Raw genomic sequence first — 16,961 nt, 5'->3', positions numbered from 1 at the left:
TATCCCAACAACGTGCAGGGCATCGGCGCGCGGCCGAGCAGCGGGCAGGGCTGCCTGATCGACAAGCTGGGCGAGCGCAACTACGCCGGCATCCGCGCCTCGCTGCGCTACAACCCGAACGATGCCATCGATTACATCGTCGCGGGTGACTATACCTACGAAAACCGCACGAATGCCGCCGAAGTCGTCACCTCGGTGAACCCGGCGCGGGTGAGCAGCACCTACCTGTGCGGCCGCTTCTGCACCTTCGCCAACTTCTACGCCAAGGGCAACACGCCGCCGCCGGGCCTGTCGATCCCCGGGCCGTGGGGCCAGGTGAAGGACGGGTACTACATGCCCAATCGCGTGAAGTTCACCGGCTGGGGCGTTTCGGGCAACGGTACGTTCAAGCTGGGTGACAACTTCAACATCCAGTCGATCACCGCCTACCGCGAATACCGCCAGAAGTGGGGCACGGACGACGACTTCACGCCCGATCTCAACGTGGTCGGCCAAGGCTACAACGATCTCAAGTTCTGGTTCTTCAGCCAGGAACTGCGCTTCAACGGCAAGATCGGTGACAAGATCGATTTCACGCTGGGCGGGTTCTATTCGGACCAGCGCTCGACCTACTTCACCCGGCAGGACATCCGCTACATCGCACCGGGCCTGAACTTCCAGTTCACCGGCAACGATCCGGTGAATGCGGACAGCAAGGCCGTGTTCGGCACGGTGATCGCGCGGCCGACCGAAGCGCTGACGCTGACCGGCGGTCTGCGCTACACCGAGGAGCACAAGGACTACACCTTCATCCGTCAGAACTATGACGGTACGGTCTCGTACTTCCTCGGCGCGCTCAACGGCGTGAAGGCGACGTTCGATGGCAACAAGGTCGACTGGCGCGTTTCGGCGGACTACCGTTTCAGTCCGCAGGTTCTGGCCTACGTGACGGTCGGCACCGGCTTCAAGGGCGGCGGCGTGACGGCGCGTCCGTTCGACGCACCGCAGGCGCTCAACGGCAGCTTCGGTCCGGAAACCGTGACCGCCTACGAAGTGGGCCTCAAGACCGACCTGTTCGACCGCCGCTTGCGGGTGAACATCGCGGGCTTCTACAACGACTACAAGGACGTGCAGCTGCCGCTGATCAGCTGCGCCTCGCTCGGCTCCAACGCGCCGTGCGGTGCGCGCCAGAATGCGGGTGACGGCAAGATCAAGGGCGTCGAGCTCGAGATCCAGGCCAATCCGATCGAAGGGCTCGCGTTCGACGGGTCGGTCAGCTACCTCGACGGCGAATGGTCGCGCATCGATCCGCGCGTCGGCAATGCCGTGCTGCTCAGCGATCCGATCGCGACGCCGAAGTGGAAGTGGGCGTTCGGGGTGCAGTACCGCGCCGAGCTCGGCAAGGCGGGTTCGATCACGCCGCGCTTCGACCTCAGCTACTTCGGCAGGAACAACATCGGCCGCATCGCCGGTGGTGCGCCGATCGACTATGCGGCGGCCTATACGCTGGGCAACCTTCGCCTGACGTGGCGCAATAAGGACGAAGATCTCTCGGTTTCGTTCGAAGTGCAGAACCTGTTCGACAAGTACTACACGCCCTATCGCTTTGCGGCGGTGCAGGCGTTCACTGGCACGATCTACAGCCAGGTCGGCCGTCCGCGCGAATGGGGCCTCACGGTCCAGAAGAAGTTCTGATCCAGACGGGATTCCCGGTCATGGGGGGAAAGGGGCGGCCTGCAAGGGCTGCCCCTTTTTGTTTGGCCCTTTTTGCTTGGCGAGCGGGAGTGCGCTTGCGTTGATCGTATCATTTGTTAGGGTTGACCGGAGCCGAATCCGGCCAGAACCAAGGGGAGAGACTGCGCGATGCTCGATCGGGCCGCCTACGACCGCTATCTCGCCGCGTTCAACGCGCGCGATTATGATGGGGTTGCGGATTTCTATGTCGATCCGCCGCAGATGGAATTCTTCGGCATCGTCATCACCTCGCGGCAGGAGCTGAAGGATTTTTACGCCTGGCTGCACGACAACGTGGACGAGAACGTGCGTATCCTCAATTTTGCGGCGGGCGAGACCTGCACCGCGATCGATGCGATCGTGCGGATCGCCGCGAAGACGGACCTGACGCGCGAGGCGCTCGATGCGAAGGGCGCGACCGGGTTTTTCCCGATCAAAGCGGGCGAAGTGCAGGAAATCCGCCAGTTCATCTTCTACACCACGCGCGGCGGACGGATCGAGAAGGTCGAATGCGCCCTGCCGCCTCCGCTTGCCGAAACCGCCTGAGAGGACCCGACCGATGACCCTGCTTCCCGAGGGCGTTGCCATTGCGCATCCCGAACACCTCTTCATCGGTGGCCGCTGGGTGCCCGCGCACAGCGGACGGCTGATTGCGCTGATTTCGCCTGATACCGAACAGGTGGTGGGCCGCGTGGCCGAAGCGGACGAGGCGGACATGGACGCGGCGGTCGCGGCCGCGCGGGACGCGTTCGACCATGGACCGTGGCCATGCATGGCACCCGCAGAGCGCATTGCCGCGTTCCGGCGCTTGGTGGGCCATCTGCGCGCGCGAGTGGACGAACTGGCACGGTGCTGGACGGCGCAGATGGGTGGTCTCGCCAGCTTCGCCGGGCCGATGCATGCCGGATCGGTGGCGGTGCTCGAAGGCATTGCCGCAATGGCGGAGGGTTTCGCCTTTGTCGAACAGCGGCCGAGCATGGGCGCGGCGGCAGGGTTCGTGGTGCATGAGCCGGTCGGCGTGGTCGCGGCGATTGCGCCGTGGAACGGGCCGTTCGGGATCATGGCGAACAAGGTGGCCTATGCGCTGCTGGCGGGCTGCCCGGTGATCATGAAGCCTTCGCCCGAGACGCCGCTGGAAGCCTATATCATTGCCGAGGCGGCGGAAGCGGCGGGGCTCCCGGCGGGGGTGGTGAACCTCGTGACCGGGCACCGCGAGGCGAGCGACCATCTCGTGTGCAACCACGGCGTCGACAAGGTGAGCTTCACTGGCTCGACCGTGGCGGGGCAGCGCATCGCAGCGGTCTGCGGGGAGCGGATCGCGCGCTGCACACTGGAATTGGGCGGCAAGTCCGCCGCGCTGGTGCTTGATGATTTCCCGATCGATGCGGCGGCGAAGCTGCTGACCGGCACGATCACGATGATGAGCGGGCAGGTCTGCGCGATGCTGAGCCGGGTGATCGTGCCGCGCGCACGGCATGACGAACTGGCCGATGCGATTGCCGGCGAGATGCGCAAGGTGGTGATCGGGCACTCGGACGTTCCCGCAACCCAGCTCGGGCCGCTCGCCATGAAGCGCCAGCGCGACCGGGTGGAGATGTATATCGAGGAAGGCCGCAAGGTGGCCGATCTGGTCTGCGGCGGGGCGCGGCCGGCGCACCTCAATCAGGGCTATTTCATCGAGCCGACGCTGTTCGCCAATGTGCCGAACGACAGCCGGATCGCGCAGGAGGAAATCTTCGGACCCGTGCTCAGCCTGATTCCGGCGGAGGACGAAGAGGACATGATCCGCATTGCCAACGATTCGAAGTTCGGCCTCAACGGCTCGGTGCTGACGCATGACGTCGATGCGGCATACCGGATCGGGCGCCGCGTGCGCACGGGTGGGTTTGGGCAGAACGGCCTCAGGATGGATTTCGGCCTGCCCTATGGCGGGTTCAAGCAATCGGGCATCGGCCGCGAGGGCGGGCGCGAGGGGTTCATGCCCTATCTGGAGGTGAAGACGCTGCTGCTCGATGGGGTGCCGAGCGCGCTCTAGCCCAGTTCCACGCAGCCGCCGTCGACGTAGAGATCGACGCCGTTGATGAAGCTGGCTTCCTTGCTGGCGAGGAAGAGGACGGCGCGGGCGACTTCCTCTGCCTCGCCCATGCGGCCCAAGGGGACCACACCGCCGAGCATCGCGCGCGTCGCCTCGATCTCGGCCTCGCTGGCACCGCGCTTGAAGATCTCGGTCTCGGTCGGGCCGGGGCTGACCATATTGACGCGGATCTGGCGGGGGAGGAGTTCCTTGCCGACGGTGCGGGCCATGGCGCGCAGGCCGGCCTTGGCCGAAGCATAAGCCACGTTGCCGGCAAGCGCGAGTTCGCTGCCGATCGAGCCGGTGATGACGATGGCGCCGCCATCGCGCAGCAGGGGCAGCGCATTCTGGATCGCGAAGAAGGCGCCGCGCAGGTTGACGTTGTGGATGCCGTCCCAGAATTCTTCGGTCACGTGCGGCATCGCGGCGAACCCGCCGACACCGGCGTTGACGAAGAGCACGTCGATCCCGCCAAGCGTGTGTTCGATCTCGGCAAGCGCGGCCTGGGTCTGCACCACATCGCCCATGTCGCTGGCGATGCCGAGTGCGCCGAGTTCCTCGGCGGCGGCGGCCAAGGTCTCGCGGTTGCGGCCGGTGATTGCGAGCTTGGCACCCTCGGCGGCGAACATGCGCGCTGCAGCGAGGCCGATCCCGGCGTTGCCGCCGAGGATGACGACGCATCTGTCCTGAAATCGCATCGGGCCCTCAGAACATCGTGTTGGTGTTGGCGGACGTTTCCGGAACGGGGCTGATCACGTCCCAGTGCTCCATGACCTTGCAGCCCTGCACGCGGAACATGTCGACCACGGCAAAGCCGCGCTTCTGTTCGGGCGTGCCGTCTTCCTGCCAGCCGTGGCTGTGCGCGGCGACGAGGTGGCCATCGGCGATGATGCGGTGGATCTTCGTGCGCTGGCCGGGGTTGCCCTCGACGAATTTCGTGAGGAACGCGATGGCCGCCTCGCGCCCGGTCTGCGCATAGGGGTTGTGCTGGATGTAGCCCGGATCGACCCACTTCTCGAACGAGGAACGCACCTTCTTCTCGATGTAGAATTCGTGGAGGAACTGGGTCACGACCTGCTTGGGAGTGAGCTTGCACGTCTTGGCCTCGGCAAGGCCGGGCGCGGTGAGGAGGGCGAGAGCGGCTAAGGCAGCGAGGCGCATCGGAGGCTCCTTGTTCAGAACATCGAGTTGGGATTGACGGGGTTGGCGGGCACGTCCTGCAGCACGTCCCAGTGCTCGACGATCATGCCGCCTTCGCAGCGGAAGATATCGACCACGGCAAGGCCCGGATCGCCCGACCAACGCTCGACATGGGTGTGGACGATCACGTGGTCGCCTTCGGCAAAGCTGCGGTGAATGGTCTGCTTCGCATCGGGCGATTCCACCTTCACATGGTCGAGAAAGGCTTTCAGCGCATCGACGCCGGGCGGGGCAAGCATGGAGTGCTGGATGTAATCGGGCGAAATATAGCGGTCCACCGCGCTGCTATCCATGGCGATGAGGACCTTGTGGTACATCTCGATCACGAGATCGTGGTTGGCCTGTTCGGCGGCGGTGCGCGCCATCGACTCTCCCCCCTTTTATTCTAACATTTGATACGGTATGCCGGAAATCGAAGGGCGTCAAAGCCTGATGGGAGAGATCATGGACCGCGCTGGTCTTTACGCAGCACTCGACACGTTCCTCGCCGCGCTGAATGCGGGCGATCACACCCGGCTGACCTGGGCGTCGGATGCTTTTCACAGCGAAAACAACGTCATGCTGGAGATCGGCGACGGCGTCTGGGGAACGATCCAGAAGCTGGGCGACTACCAGCTGCGCTTTGCCGATGTTCACACGGGACAAGTTGGTTACTTTGGCACGGTGATCGAAGCGATCGAGGAATCGGCCTTCACGCTGCGGCTGAAGATCGATGAGGCTGGCGCGATTGCCGAATGCGAGATGCTGATCGTGCGTCAATCGGACAGCGGCATCAAGTTCGAGAACCCGCGCTATTGGGACAAGCCAATCCTGCACCGCGAGGTGGTGGCCCCGGTCTCGCGCGCGGAGATGATCGCGCTCTCGAACGGTTACTTCGATACGCTCCAGCGCAACGACGGGACGATCCACACCAGGTTCCACCCCGATTGCAACCGCGTGGAAAACGGCGTGCAGACAACGCGAAATCCGGATTTCGCCAAGATCGTGCCGGTCTCTGCGCTGGGCTGCGAGGAGCAGTTCCGCATGGGCAACTACCGCTACGACGACGACCTGCGCGCGCGCCGGTTTCCGCTGGTGGACGAGGAGAGGGGCCTAGTGCTGGCCTATGGCTTCATCGATCATTCGGGCCGCATCGACGAATATCAGCTGACCGACGGCCGGACGGTGAAGAGCCCGGTGCGGCGGCCGCACAGCTTCTACATCTCGGAGCTGTTCAAGATCGACCACGGAATGATCGAGCAGATCGAGGCGAACTTCATCACGGTGCCCTACCGGATGCCGAGCCCGTGGGACGCGCTGTGATCCGGCGGCTTGTTCTTGCGGCGCTGGCAGCCTGCGCTCTGGGCGCCGCGCCTCCGATGGTGGGCGCAGGCAGTGAATGGGCGAGCCCGGGCGGGGATGCGGGCAAGACGCATCATTCGGCGCTCACCCAGATCAACGCGCAGAACGTCGGTTCGCTGGGCCTCGCGTGGCAGGCCGAACTTGGCACTGCGCGGGGGATGGAAGCGACGCCGGTGATGGTCGGCGGGGTGCTCTATACTTCGGGCGTGGCAGGGCGGGCCTACGCGTTTGACGCGGCGTCCGGAAAGCAACTCTGGGCCTTCGAGCCCGAGATCGACATGCAGCTCAATCGCACGGCGTGCTGCGACATGGTCAACCGCGGCGTGGCTGTCGCGCGCGGCAAGGTTTACGTCGCGACACTCGACGGCTGGCTCTATGCGCTCGATGCCAAGACCGGCGCGGTGGTGTGGAAGACCGACTTCATCGAGGACCGCCGCAAGGGCGACAATTCGACCGGGGCGCCAGAGATCGCGGGCGATGTTGTGGTGATCGGCATGGCGGGCGCGGAATACGATGTGCGCGGCTATGTCACGGCGCTCGATCTGGATACGGGCAAGCTGCGCTGGCGCTGGCATGTGGTGCCGCGCGATCCCGCACTCGGGCCGCAGGAGACGCCCGAGCTTGAGAAGGCGCTGGCGACCTGGGACCCGAAGAGCCGCTGGGACATTGGCGGCGGCGGCGCGCCGTGGGATGCGATCGCGTTCGATCCTGAGACGGGGTACTTGCTCGTCGGCACCGGCAATGGCGGTCCTTACGCGACCTCGAAGCGCAGCCCGGCGGGGGGCGACAACCTCTATCTCGGCAGTCTGGTGGCGCTTGATCCGAAGACGGGCCGGATGGTCTGGCACTATCAGGAAACGCCGGGGGACAACTGGGACTTCACCTCGACCCAGCCGCTGATCCTGACGCATCTGAAGGTGGATGGCGCGGACCGTTCGGTAATCCTCCATGCGCCGAAGAACGGCTTTCTCTATGTAATCGACCGGGCGAGCGGCAAGCTCATCAAGGCCAATCCGCTGGTGCGGATGAACTGGGCCAAGGGGATCGATCCTGCGACCGGGCGGCCGGTCCTGACGCCGGAAGAGAGCGACTATACGGTGGGGCCGAAGATCGTGTTCCCCGCAACGCCGGGCGCGCGCAATTGGCATCCGGCCTCGTTCGATCCGGCGACCGGGCTCTACTATGCGGCGGTGCTTGATCTCGGGAACCTGATCTTCATGACGCCGGGGCAGAAGCCGCTGAAGGCGCGCGGGCTCAATAACGATGCGGCGCTGATCTTCACGACTGATGTGAAGGATGCGCTGGCGACGTTTCCCGCGCCGATGGCGGATGCGGTGCGCGCGCTACCTGCCTATGCCGAGGCGCTGCGTGATCCGGGCACCGGGCAGATCCGCGCGATCGAGCCGCTGACGGGCAAGACGGTGTGGGCGGCGAACACGGCTGGCTGGCAGGACCGCGCCGGCGTGCTGACGACGGCCTCGGGGCTGCTGATCCACGGCGATGTGGGCGGGCGGCTCTATGTGCGCGATACGAAGACCGGCAAGGTGCTGAAGACCATCGAGACGGGCACGCCGATCATGGCCGCACCGATGACCTACGAAGTGAACGGGGTGCAGTATATCGCGGTCATGGCCGGCTGGGGCGGGGGCGGGTTTCCGTTCGTGCCGCGCTATGCGGCGGCTTATGACCGGGGCAATCTGAACCGCTTGCTGGTGTTCAAGCTTGGTGGGGGCAAGGTGGAACAGCCGCCGCTGCTGCCGCCGCTTGAAGTCGCGCCCGAGCCGCCGGCGCAGGCGGCAGGCGTGACGGCGGAGACTATCGCGCGGGGGCGGGGGCTGTTCTTTGGCAATTGCGCGATCTGCCATGCCAACCGGCACCGCTCGATCACGCCGGACCTGCGGCGGATGCAGCCGGGAACGCACGCAATGTTCCGCCAGATCGTGCTGGAAGGAGCGCTCGTGCCGGGCGGAATGCCGCGCTGGGATGACGTGCTTTCGCCCGGCGATGCCGATGCGATCCACGCCTATCTGATCGACCAGCAGAAGCAGACGCGCAGCGATGAACTGGCGAAGGTGAAGGCGGGCAAGCCGCTGGATGGACCGAGCCTGACGATCCTCTCCAATTACTGAAGGGCAGCTCCATGGACTTTTCGACACTCGACTACCCGCGGCTGGAGTTCGCGTTTGCCTGCACGCTGCGCTTCACGCGGGTGCAGGCGATCCCCGATGTACCGACGGGCGGGATGCGCAGCGCGGTCTATGTCGATGGCGGTGAGTTCGAGGGGCCGCGGCTGAAGGGCAGGGCGGTGCCCAATTCGGGCGGGGACTATGCCTTCTTCCGGCCCGACGACACGGCGGTGTTCGATGCCCGCTACATGCTCGAGGTCGATGATGGCACGCTGATCTACATGCAGAACAAGGGGTTCCTTTGGGGGCGCGAGCCCGGGACCATGGAGCGGCTGCGGAACTGGGCTTTCGCTGGCGGGGCGCCAGTGCCGCATGCCGAATACTACCTGCGCGCGCAGCCGACTTTCGAGACGAGCAAGGGCCCGCATGACTGGCTGACGCGGCACGTGTTCATCGGCGTCGGCGAGCGGCGGCCGGATGGAAACCATGTGCGGTACTACGCCCTCACTTGACTAGCGCCCACCATCGCGGCAAAACGCTAACAATTGGTAGAAAATATCCATGGGAGAATACCGCCGGTGAAGCTGCACCTGCCGCCCCGCGTCAGCCCCAAGACCTTCGATGCCATGCTGGCCGCCTCGGCGAAGGTGGTGGGCAAGGACTGGGTCATGGCGAGCGATGCCGACCGCGATGCCTATTCGGATGTCTATGCGCCGGGCTCTTCCGAGGAATGGCCGGCGGGTGCGGCAATTGCGCCGGCGAGCGTCGAGGAAGTGTGCGCGATCGTGCGGCTGGCGAACGAGCACAAGACCCCGCTCTGGCCCGTCGCGCGCGGCAAGAACCTGGGATACGGCACCGCCGCGCCGCGCATGGCGGGCTCGATCGTGCTCGACCTCGGGCGGATGAACAGGATCCTCGAACTCGACAGCAAGCTTTCGTACTGCGTGGTAGAGCCCGGTGTCGGCTTCTTCGATCTCTATGAGGCGATCCAGCGCGCCAAGGCCCCGCTATGGCTTTCGGTACCGGGCAATGCCTGGGGGTCGGTGCTGGGCAACGCGCTTGATCACGGGATCGGCTACACGTCGTACGGGCTCCATGCGCGCAACCTCTGCGGAATCGAGGCGGTGCTGCCCGATGGCGATCTGGTGCGCACCGGCATGGGCGCAATGGAGGGGAACCCCGCCTGGCACCTGTTTCCGTTCAGCTATGGCCCGACGTTCGATCTGGCGTTCACGCAATCGAACCTCGGCGTGGTGACCAAGGCGGGGGTGTGGCTGCAGCCCGCGCCCGAGACCAGCCTCGAGATCGTGTGGGATATCCCGAACGAGGAGGACATCGCCTGGGTGATCGACACGATTGCCCCGCTCAAGATCTCCGGGCTGATCGACCAGAACGTGTTCGTGCCTTCGTGGCTGGGCAAGATGGTGCTGAAGGGCCAGCGCAAGGACTTCTGGGACAAGCCCGGCGCGATCCCCGAATGGCGGGTGCAGGAGCTGCTGAAGCAGTACAAGCTCGGCTACTGGCAGGTGGCGCTGCGGCTTTATGGCGAGGAGCCGGTGGTCAAGGCGCGCGCCGAAGTGGTCAAGGCGGCGATGAAGCGGCATCTCGATGCGGCACCTGCCGAGCATTGGTGGCGTACCGGCGATCCGATCGGCCAGTATGAGACCACGATGGGCGTGCCTTCTGCCGTGCCGCTGCAGATGTCCGACTGGATCGGCGGGCGCGGGGCGCACATGGGCTTCTCGCCGGTGGTGCCCGCGACCGGCACGCACGTGATGGATCAATTGAAGCGCAGCCGGAAGATCATCGCCGACCATGATGTCGACTTCTACGCGAGCTTCACCATCGGCGGGCGCTTTGCCAACAATATCAACATGCTGATGTATGACCGCGACCAGCCGGAGATGGTCGCGAACATGCGCCGGCTGTTTGACGCACTGATCTCCGAGACCGCCAAAGCGGGCTATGCCGAGTATCGCACGCACCTCGGGTGGATGGACCCGGTGGCGGATACCTTCGGTTTCAACAATCAGGCGCTGCGGCGGATGACCGAGAAGGTGAAGAACGCGCTTGATCCCAATGGAATCGTTGCGCCGGGCAAGCAGGGGATCTGGCCGGCGGCCTATGCCGCGCAGCGGGCCGGGAACGTGGGAGGCAAGGCATGACGAGGACGCTCTCGCGCATGGTGCTGGTTGCGGGGCTGGCGATGGCAGGCGGCGGTGCCGTGCTGGCCGATGCGCCTCCGATGATGATGCCGCCCTACATCCTGCGGCCCGAACCGCCTGCAGGTGACCGGCTGAAGGCAGGCGGGGACGGCAAGGTGCTGTTCGAGGTGCACTGCGGCTATTGCCATCTTGTCGGCGGGATGGGGACCAATCTTCTCACCAAGCAGCGCATGATGATGGGCGAGACGCCGGACAAGGGCCTCCTCGCCAACCGCACCGATCTGACCGCGGACTACGTGAAGAGCGTCGTGCGCATGGGCAAGGGCGCGATGCCGGCGCAGACGAAGGTCGATGTGACCGAAGCCGAACTCGAGGCGGTCTCGAAGTATCTCGGGAAGGCGGGCTGATGCGGACAACCCGGCGCGACGTGCTCAAGAGCGGCGTTCTGGCCGGCGCGGTGGCGGCGGTGCCGGTCGCGGCACAGGCGGCGCAGGCTGAGGCCGTGGTGGTCTACGACAGCCGGCTTGCCGAATCCGCCAGCTTTGCGGGCGGGCGGGGGATCGACCTTGCTGCCGTGTCGCTGCGCGAGGCCCATGCCGCGCTCACCGATGCAACGCGCATCGAGGGGCTGACACGGTGGAGCGACTGGACTGTGCTGCGCGGGCTGCTGGAAGAGCAGGGCCTGCGGCGGACCGCCGAGACGCGGACCTCGGCGCCGCTGTCCGGACATGACGGCCTGCTGCGCTGGAGCATGGTGGCGCGCTAGGGGCTGTTTCTCTGCGTGAAACTTGACTGCTCGGGAGCGCTTAGCGCGGCGGGCTTTCTGCGCCTAAGCGGATGTTGTGATCTGCCTCTGCGGGCAGGACTGCTTGAACCGTCAGGCGGGCTGATTTAGTAAGCAACACTAACAATCAGCTCCGCGTGTCCGGAGTCGGGAGAGAGCTTGCTGCCATGGCCAGACCAGCATGACCGATGTGACGCTCTATCACTGGGAGCCCAACGCCAATTCGGGCAAGCCGATGCTGGCGCTGATGGAGAAGGGCGTACCCTTTGCCAGCCACTACATCGACATGCTGCAGTTCGACCAGCACAAGCCCGAATATCTCGCGATCAATCCGCAGGGGACAATCCCCGCGATGACGCACGGTTCGCGCGTGCTCACCGAAAGCACCGCGATCATGGAATATGTGAACGCGGCGTTCCCCGGGCCGGACCTTATGCCGGCGGATGCGCAGGATCGCTGGCGGGTGCGCTGGTGGATGAAGTTCATGGACCAGTGGCTTGGCCCCAGCTTCTCGATGATCGGCTGGAGCGTCTTCGTCGGCCCGCGCGTGCGTGAGCGTGATCCCGAGGAGCTTGCTGCCGCGATCGAGCGCATCCCGCTGCCCGAGCGTCGCCGGGCGTGGAAGAAGGCGATCAACGGTGATTTCAGCGCGGAGGAAATGGCCGAAAGCCGCCGCCGCGTGGCACTGGGCGTAGCAAAGCTCGAGGAAGAGCTGGGCAAGCGCGACTATGTCGGATCGAACCAGTACAGCCTTGCCGATATCAATATCTTCAACTCGACGTATTCGCTGCCGCTGACGCAGCCGGATCTCGCCAGCAAGGAGAAGACGCCAGGCATCATGCGCTGGCTGAAGCGCGTTTATGAGCGCGAGGCGGTGGGCAAGACCTGGGCAATGGGCAAGACCGACATGGCGGCGCGCTACAGCCTCGTGATGGAAGGGATCATTTGATGGGCCCGATCCTCTATCACGGCGAGCCCAATGGCGCTTCGCTGACCGTGCTGGCGGCGCTGGCCGAAAGCGGGCTCGATATTCCCTGTCAGCCGATCGACATGCTGCGCGGCGCGCGGCATCGCCTGCCCGGTGTTGCGGAGCCGCTGGCGCTCGATCTCGGCATCGAGGGCGAGGGGCCGGTGCTGGTGATCGCCGGCGAGGCGATGTCCGAATCGGTATTCCTTGCGCAGTATCTCGATGAGCTCGCGGGAGGCTGCGGGCTCCAGCCCGACGATCCTTACGCACATTGGGAAATGCTGATGTGGTGCCGCCAGATCACCGAGCGGCTTTCGCCGGCGGCGGCGCTGCTGGGCAATCTGGTGCATTCGCAGGCGGCAATTGCTGCGATACCGGCAGACGATTTTTCAGCGCTGACCGATCTGATCGTCTCCGACGATCTGCGGGCGCGGTGGCAGGCGCTGCACCAAGGCGCCGTCGATCCTGCGCAGGTCGCGGACAGCGAGGCCAAGGTCGATCAGGCCGCGCAGCGCTGCGAGGACAAGCTGGCCGATGGCCGCGAATTCCTGATGGGCGCGTTCTCGATTGCCGATCTTGTCACCTACAGCTGGCTGGCAGGGATGGAACTGATCCGCCCCGAAGCCTTTGCAGGAAGGCCGCTGACCCGCGCATGGCTTGCCCGTGTCGCCGCGCGGCCTTGCGTCGTTTCCGCATCGGCCCTGGCAAACTGTGCCGAGCCGCTCCGTTCCTGGGCCCCGGGCCCTGAAATCAACCGTTGGGGATAACAGCACAATGCGTGCCATCGACTATTTTGACCGCGGCCACGATCGTGACCCGCAGCGCCTCGCGATCATCGATACCGAGAGCGGGCTCAAGCTGACCTTCGCCGAGACCAAGGCGCTGACCGAACGCGTGGCGGCCGCGCTGCAGCGGGGCGGCTTCGAGAACCAGGATCTGCTCGGGCTCTACGGTCCGAATGACGGTATGCTGCTGGTGGTTGTGCTGGCGATGTGGCGCGCCAACGGCAAGTGGATCCCGGTCAACACGCGCAACGCTATCGAGGCCAACGCGGCCTATATCAACTATGTGCGGCTGAAGTGGATGGTCTATCACTCCTCGAAGGCCGGCGAAGTGCAGCAATTGAAGGACCTGTGCCCGACGCTGCAGCACTTCGTCTGCCTCGACAAACGCATGGGCGATGATCCCAGCCTTGAGGAGTTCGTGGCCGGGGTGAGCGAGGCCGATTTCGTCGAGCCGGAGACCGACGCATTCGGCAACCTCATGGACATGGTCGGCATCTTCCCGACCGGCGGCACGACTGGCCCCTCGAAGGGCGCCAACGTGACCAACCTCGGCTGGGGCACGATGATCGAGACCGCGGCAGACGGCATGGGCGGGCGCACCGACAACCCGGTCGCGCTGGTCTCCGCGCCGATTACCCATGCGGCGGGGCCAATTGCGCTTTCCACGCTGAGCCTGGGTGCGACGCAGGTGATCCTGCCGGGCTTCGATGCCGAGGACGTGCTGCGTACGATCGAGAAGTACAAGGTCACGCACATGTACCTGCCGCCGACGGCAATGTACCAGTGCCTGGCAAGCCCGGAGATCGACAAGCACGATTATTCGAGCCTCAAGATCTTCATCCTCGTCGGATCGCCGTGCAGCCCTGAAAAGCTGCGTCAGGCAGTCGAGATCTTCGGGCCCTGCATGTGCCAGGCCTATGGCCAGGTCGAGTGCCCGATGATCGTCGCGTGGTTCCCGCCCGAGGACGTCGCGCGCTTTGCCAAGGAAGCGCCCGAGAAGCTGGCGTCCTGCGGCAAGCCGACGCGCTCGATCAAGGTCACGCTGATGGACGACGACGGCAACCACATGCCGCTTGGCGAGGCGGGCGAGATCTGCGTGCGCGGCGCGCTGGTGACGCACTCCTACTTCGAGAAGCCGGAAGAGACCGCCGAAATCCGCAAGTTTGGCTGGCACCACACCGGCGACGTCGGCAAGTTCGATGCGGACGGCTATCTCTATATCGTCGACCGCAAGAAGGACATGGTCGTCTCGGGCGGATTCAATGTGTTCACCGCCGAAGTCGAGGCGGCGGTGACCGAACTGGCGCAAGTGCGCGAGGCCTGCGTGTTCGGCATCCCGCACGAGAAGTGGGGCGAGCAGGTCCATGCCGTTGTTGTCGCTGAAGGCATCACCGGGGACGAGATCATCGCCTATACCAAGCAGCGGCTGGGCGGGGTGAAGGCGCCGAAGTCCGTCGAATTCATCGACGCGATCCCGCGCACCGCCGCGGGCAAGATGGACAAGAAGGCGCTGCGTAAAAAATACTGGGGCGATGCGCAGCGTATGGTGAATTGAAGCAGGGTGGATTAAACAGGCGATTAAAGTGATCCGGGAACGCGCCGGGCAGGTTGGAGAGGGTGACACGTATGCGCATATCGTTTGTTCGCAAGCTGGCCATGGCATCGGTTCTGGCGCTTTCGGCGGGAGCCGTCGCCCAATCCGGCGCGATGGCCGGGGTGACCGAGGCGATGCTGCGCAACGTGCCGGCGGGTGAATGGCTGAGCTATGGCCGCGACTATGCCGAGCAGCGCTATTCGCCGCTGACCCTGGTGAACGAATACAACGTCGATCAGCTGGGCCTTGCCTGGTATGCCGACATGGACACCGCGCGCGGGCAGGAAGCGACCCCGCTGGTGCATGACGGCGTGCTCTACGTCTCGACCGCGTGGTCGATGGTGAAGGCCTATGACGCGAAGACCGGCAAGCCGCTCTGGGCCTATGATCCCAAGGTACCGCGCGAGACGCTGGTTCGCACCTGCTGCGACGCGGTGAACCGCGGCGTCGCGCTCTTCGGCGACAAGGTTTTCGTGGCGGCGCTCGATGGGCGTCTCATCGCGCTCGACCAGAAGACCGGCAAGGTGATCTGGGAGAAGGTCACCGTTCCCAACCAGACCGACTACACGATCACCGGTGCGCCGCGCATCGTGAAGGGCCGCGTGCTGATCGGCGCGGCGGGCTCCGAATACAAGGCGCGCGGCTACCTTTCAGCCTATGATCCGGAGACGGGCAAGGAAGTCTGGCGTTTCAACACGGTGCCGGGCAATCCGGCCAAGGGCTTCGGTGTGGAGGGCCTCAACAAGGCGGCGCACGAGGCGGCGGCCAAGACCTGGGGCAACAAGTGGTGGACCCTTGGCGGTGGCGGTACGGTGTGGGATTCGATCACCTACGATCCCGAAACCAATCTCGTCCTGTTCGGCACGGGCAATGCCGAGCCGTGGAATCCGGCGGCGAACGGGCGTGAGGGCGACAGCCTCTACACCTCGTCGATCGTTGCGGTGAATGCGGACACCGGCCAGTATGTGTGGCACTTCCAGGAGACGCCGGAAGACCGCTGGGACTTCGACTCGGATCAGCAGATCACCATCGCGGATGTGATGATCGGCGGCGAGAAGCGCCATGTCGCGATGCATGCCCCCAAGAACGGCCATGTCTATGTGCTCGACGTGAAGACGGGCAAGTTCCTCTCGGCAACGCCGTGGGTGCCGGTGAACTGGGCAACCGCGATCGATCCCGTGACCGGGCGCCCGACGATCAACCCGGATGCGCAGTACGAGAAGACCGGCAAGCCGTTCATCAGCCTGCCCGGCGCGGTTGGCGCGCACAGCTGGCAGCCGCAGAGCTACAGCCCGAAGACCGGCTACCTCTACATCCCGACCAATCTCGCTGCGTTCCCCTACATGGCGGCGGCGGGCTGGAAGCCGACCGATATCGGGTTCCAGACGGGGCTCGACGGCTATGCCGTGGCCATGCCGGCAGACCTCAAGGCGCAGGAAGGCGCCAAGGCGGCGACCACCGGCCAGCTGGTGGCGTGGGATGTCGCGAACAGGAAGCCGGCGTGGAAGGTCGATCTCAAGGGGCCGTCGAATGGCGGCGTTCTCTCGACCGCGGGCAACCTTGTGTTCCAGGGCACGGCGGGAGGCGAGTTCGTCGCCTACACCGCGAACGAGGGCGAGAAGCTGTGGTCGTTCCCGGCGCAGACGGGCATCATCGCCGCGCCGATGACCTATGCGATCGATGGTGAGCAGTATGTCGCGATCCTCGTCGGGTGGGGCGGCGTCTGGGATATCGCCACCGGCGTGCTGGCCGACAAGGCGGGCACGACGCGCAACATCAGCCGCCTCCTCGTGTTCAAGCTCGGCGCCAAGGGCCAGCTGCCCGAAGCACCGCCAATGAACCAGATGGTCCTCGATCCGCCCCCGCTCACCGGCACGGTGGCGCAGGCAACCAAGGGCGGGCAGCTCTATGGCCGCTACTGCTCGGTCTGCCACGGCGATGCGGCGGTTTCGGGCGGGCTGAACCCCGATCTGCGCCATTCGGCAATCATCAATTCGGCCGAGGCGCTGAAGGCCGTGGTGATCGGCGGCCAGCTCCACGAGCTGGGCATGGTATCGTTCAAGTCGGCGCTGAAGCCCGCTGACGCGGAGGCGATCCGCATGTATCTCATCAAGCGTGCCAACGAGGACAAGGCGCTGGCATCGCGCTAAGAAACTGCTATAACCTAGAACAATCAATAGAGGACGGAGAGACCCATGACCAAACTCTACCC

Annotated in this window: 16 protein-coding genes; 13 read left to right on the top strand and 3 right to left on the bottom strand. The window is 65.0% G+C overall.

Features of this window, described 5'->3' with window-relative positions; translation table 11 throughout:
- The 3 genes from Q0082_RS03765 to Q0082_RS03755 form a co-directional block, all read left to right on the top strand.
- Positions 1-1,674, top strand: a 1,674-nt coding sequence (locus Q0082_RS03765) for a TonB-dependent receptor (protein ID WP_298190078.1), incomplete at its 5' end; no start/stop codon positions are given.
- A 168-nt stretch (positions 1,675-1,842) separates the two neighbouring features.
- The gene (locus Q0082_RS03760; protein WP_298190075.1) at positions 1,843-2,259 is read left to right on the top strand and encodes a nuclear transport factor 2 family protein; all 417 of its coding nucleotides are present in this window, start codon (positions 1,843-1,845) and stop codon (positions 2,257-2,259) included.
- Positions 2,260-2,278: 19 nt separating this feature from the next.
- Positions 2,279-3,748 (top strand): aldehyde dehydrogenase, encoded by a 1,470-nt coding sequence (locus Q0082_RS03755; RefSeq protein WP_298190080.1) that lies wholly within the window; start codon positions 2,279-2,281, stop codon positions 3,746-3,748.
- On the opposite strand, the gene Q0082_RS03750 is transcribed toward Q0082_RS03755, so the two are convergent.
- Genes Q0082_RS03750 through Q0082_RS03740 form a run of 3 tightly spaced genes read right to left on the bottom strand, consistent with a single transcriptional unit; the run spans position 3,745 to position 5,352 of the window.
- The gene (locus tag Q0082_RS03750) at positions 3,745-4,485 is read right to left on the bottom strand and encodes an SDR family oxidoreductase (protein WP_298190073.1); all 741 of its coding nucleotides are present in this window, start codon (positions 4,483-4,485) and stop codon (positions 3,745-3,747) included. The two genes, Q0082_RS03755 and Q0082_RS03750, sit on opposite strands and share 4 nt — an antisense overlap.
- A gap of 7 nt (positions 4,486-4,492) precedes the next feature.
- Positions 4,493-4,948, bottom strand: a complete 456-nt coding sequence (locus Q0082_RS03745) for a nuclear transport factor 2 family protein (protein ID WP_298190070.1) — start codon at positions 4,946-4,948, stop codon at positions 4,493-4,495.
- A 14-nt stretch (positions 4,949-4,962) separates the two neighbouring features.
- Entirely contained in the window at positions 4,963-5,352 is a 390-nt protein-coding gene (locus Q0082_RS03740; RefSeq protein ID WP_298190067.1) for a nuclear transport factor 2 family protein, read from the bottom strand.
- A 67-nt stretch (positions 5,353-5,419) separates the two neighbouring features.
- Between Q0082_RS03740 and Q0082_RS03735 the strand changes: the two genes are divergently transcribed.
- The 10 genes from Q0082_RS03735 to Q0082_RS03690 all read left to right on the top strand — a co-directional run bounded on the left by Q0082_RS03735 (position 5,420) and on the right by Q0082_RS03690 (position 16,899).
- Positions 5,420-6,289 (top strand): hypothetical protein, encoded by an 870-nt coding sequence (locus Q0082_RS03735; RefSeq protein WP_298190064.1) that lies wholly within the window; start codon positions 5,420-5,422, stop codon positions 6,287-6,289.
- On the top strand, positions 6,274-8,457 hold the full coding sequence (locus tag Q0082_RS03730; protein ID WP_298190062.1) for a PQQ-dependent dehydrogenase, methanol/ethanol family: 2,184 nt from the start codon (positions 6,274-6,276) through the stop codon (positions 8,455-8,457). The genes Q0082_RS03735 and Q0082_RS03730 overlap by 16 nt, the downstream gene beginning before the upstream one ends.
- A gap of 11 nt (positions 8,458-8,468) precedes the next feature.
- The gene (locus Q0082_RS03725; protein ID WP_298190060.1) at positions 8,469-8,966 is read left to right on the top strand and encodes a DUF3237 domain-containing protein; all 498 of its coding nucleotides are present in this window, start codon (positions 8,469-8,471) and stop codon (positions 8,964-8,966) included.
- Between the two features lie 66 nt (positions 8,967-9,032).
- Positions 9,033-10,619 (top strand): FAD-binding oxidoreductase, encoded by a 1,587-nt coding sequence (locus tag Q0082_RS03720; RefSeq protein WP_298190058.1) that lies wholly within the window; start codon positions 9,033-9,035, stop codon positions 10,617-10,619.
- Positions 10,616-11,026: a cytochrome c gene (locus Q0082_RS03715; RefSeq protein ID WP_298190056.1), complete on the top strand. Its 411-nt coding sequence runs from the start codon at positions 10,616-10,618 to the stop codon at positions 11,024-11,026. Before Q0082_RS03720 ends, Q0082_RS03715 begins: the two co-directional genes overlap by 4 nt.
- Positions 11,026-11,385, top strand: coding sequence for a hypothetical protein (locus Q0082_RS03710; protein ID WP_298190054.1), 360 nt, complete (start codon positions 11,026-11,028; stop codon positions 11,383-11,385). The genes Q0082_RS03715 and Q0082_RS03710 overlap by 1 nt, the downstream gene beginning before the upstream one ends.
- A 199-nt stretch (positions 11,386-11,584) precedes the next feature.
- Positions 11,585-12,352 carry a glutathione S-transferase family protein gene (locus Q0082_RS03705; protein WP_298190051.1) on the top strand — a complete coding sequence of 256 codons (768 nt, stop codon included), beginning with the start codon at positions 11,585-11,587 and terminating at the stop codon, positions 12,350-12,352.
- Positions 12,352-13,137, top strand: a complete 786-nt coding sequence (locus Q0082_RS03700; RefSeq protein ID WP_298190049.1) for a glutathione S-transferase family protein — start codon at positions 12,352-12,354, stop codon at positions 13,135-13,137. Before Q0082_RS03705 ends, Q0082_RS03700 begins: the two co-directional genes overlap by 1 nt.
- 7 nt (positions 13,138-13,144) lie before the next feature.
- Positions 13,145-14,710: an AMP-binding protein gene (locus tag Q0082_RS03695; RefSeq protein WP_298190045.1), complete on the top strand. Its 1,566-nt coding sequence runs from the start codon at positions 13,145-13,147 to the stop codon at positions 14,708-14,710.
- 101 nt (positions 14,711-14,811) lie between these two features.
- Positions 14,812-16,899: a PQQ-dependent dehydrogenase, methanol/ethanol family gene (locus Q0082_RS03690; RefSeq protein WP_298190044.1), complete on the top strand. Its 2,088-nt coding sequence runs from the start codon at positions 14,812-14,814 to the stop codon at positions 16,897-16,899.
- Positions 16,900-16,961 lie beyond the last annotated feature (62 nt).

It is taken from the genome of Novosphingobium sp. (assembly GCF_027489515.1).
Lineage (GTDB): Bacteria > Pseudomonadota > Alphaproteobacteria > Sphingomonadales > Sphingomonadaceae > Novosphingobium.
The sequence above is the reverse complement of the archived record's forward strand: the minus strand, read 5'-3'. Positions and strand labels throughout refer to the sequence as shown.